Source organism: Achromobacter sp. GbtcB20 (assembly GCF_019091095.1).
Taxonomy (GTDB): Bacteria; Pseudomonadota; Gammaproteobacteria; order Burkholderiales; family Burkholderiaceae_B; genus Achromobacter; species Achromobacter mucicolens.
In genome coordinates, this window is record NZ_JAGXJZ010000363.1 from 1 (window position 1) to 328 (window position 328).

A 328-nucleotide genomic window follows, 5' to 3' on the forward strand; every position below is an offset into this window, starting at 1 on the left:
GGTAGCCGTGTGCGCCGGGCAGTTCGGTTCCGCGCACCAGGCGCAGGCGGCTGCGGTCGCCGGCGCGCAGGCGCCGCACCCGTTCCGGCACCCCGGCGCACAGGGCAGCCAGGGCGCTGCCGCGCTGGTCCAGCTGGGCAGCCACCTCGGCGGGGCTATAGCCGAGCAGTTGTTCAATGGAAGGGCTGACGTAAAGCAGGGCGCCGCTGGCGCAATCGATACTAAACGCGATGTCCCCGCCGATTTCGGCGATCACACGGAACTGCTCGGCCAATCCCGGGGCGGTTATGCCGGAACCGTCAACGCTGGCGCTACAGTGCATCACGTC

At 69.5% G+C, this 328-nt stretch carries 1 protein-coding gene; it reads right to left on the reverse strand.

All coding sequences use genetic code 11. From position 1 onward, the window contains the following. Positions 1-256: PAS domain-containing protein (locus KVT32_RS29335; RefSeq protein WP_217619345.1), on the reverse strand; the 256-nt coding region annotated here is incomplete at its 3' end. Positions 257-328: the final 72 nt, after the last annotated feature.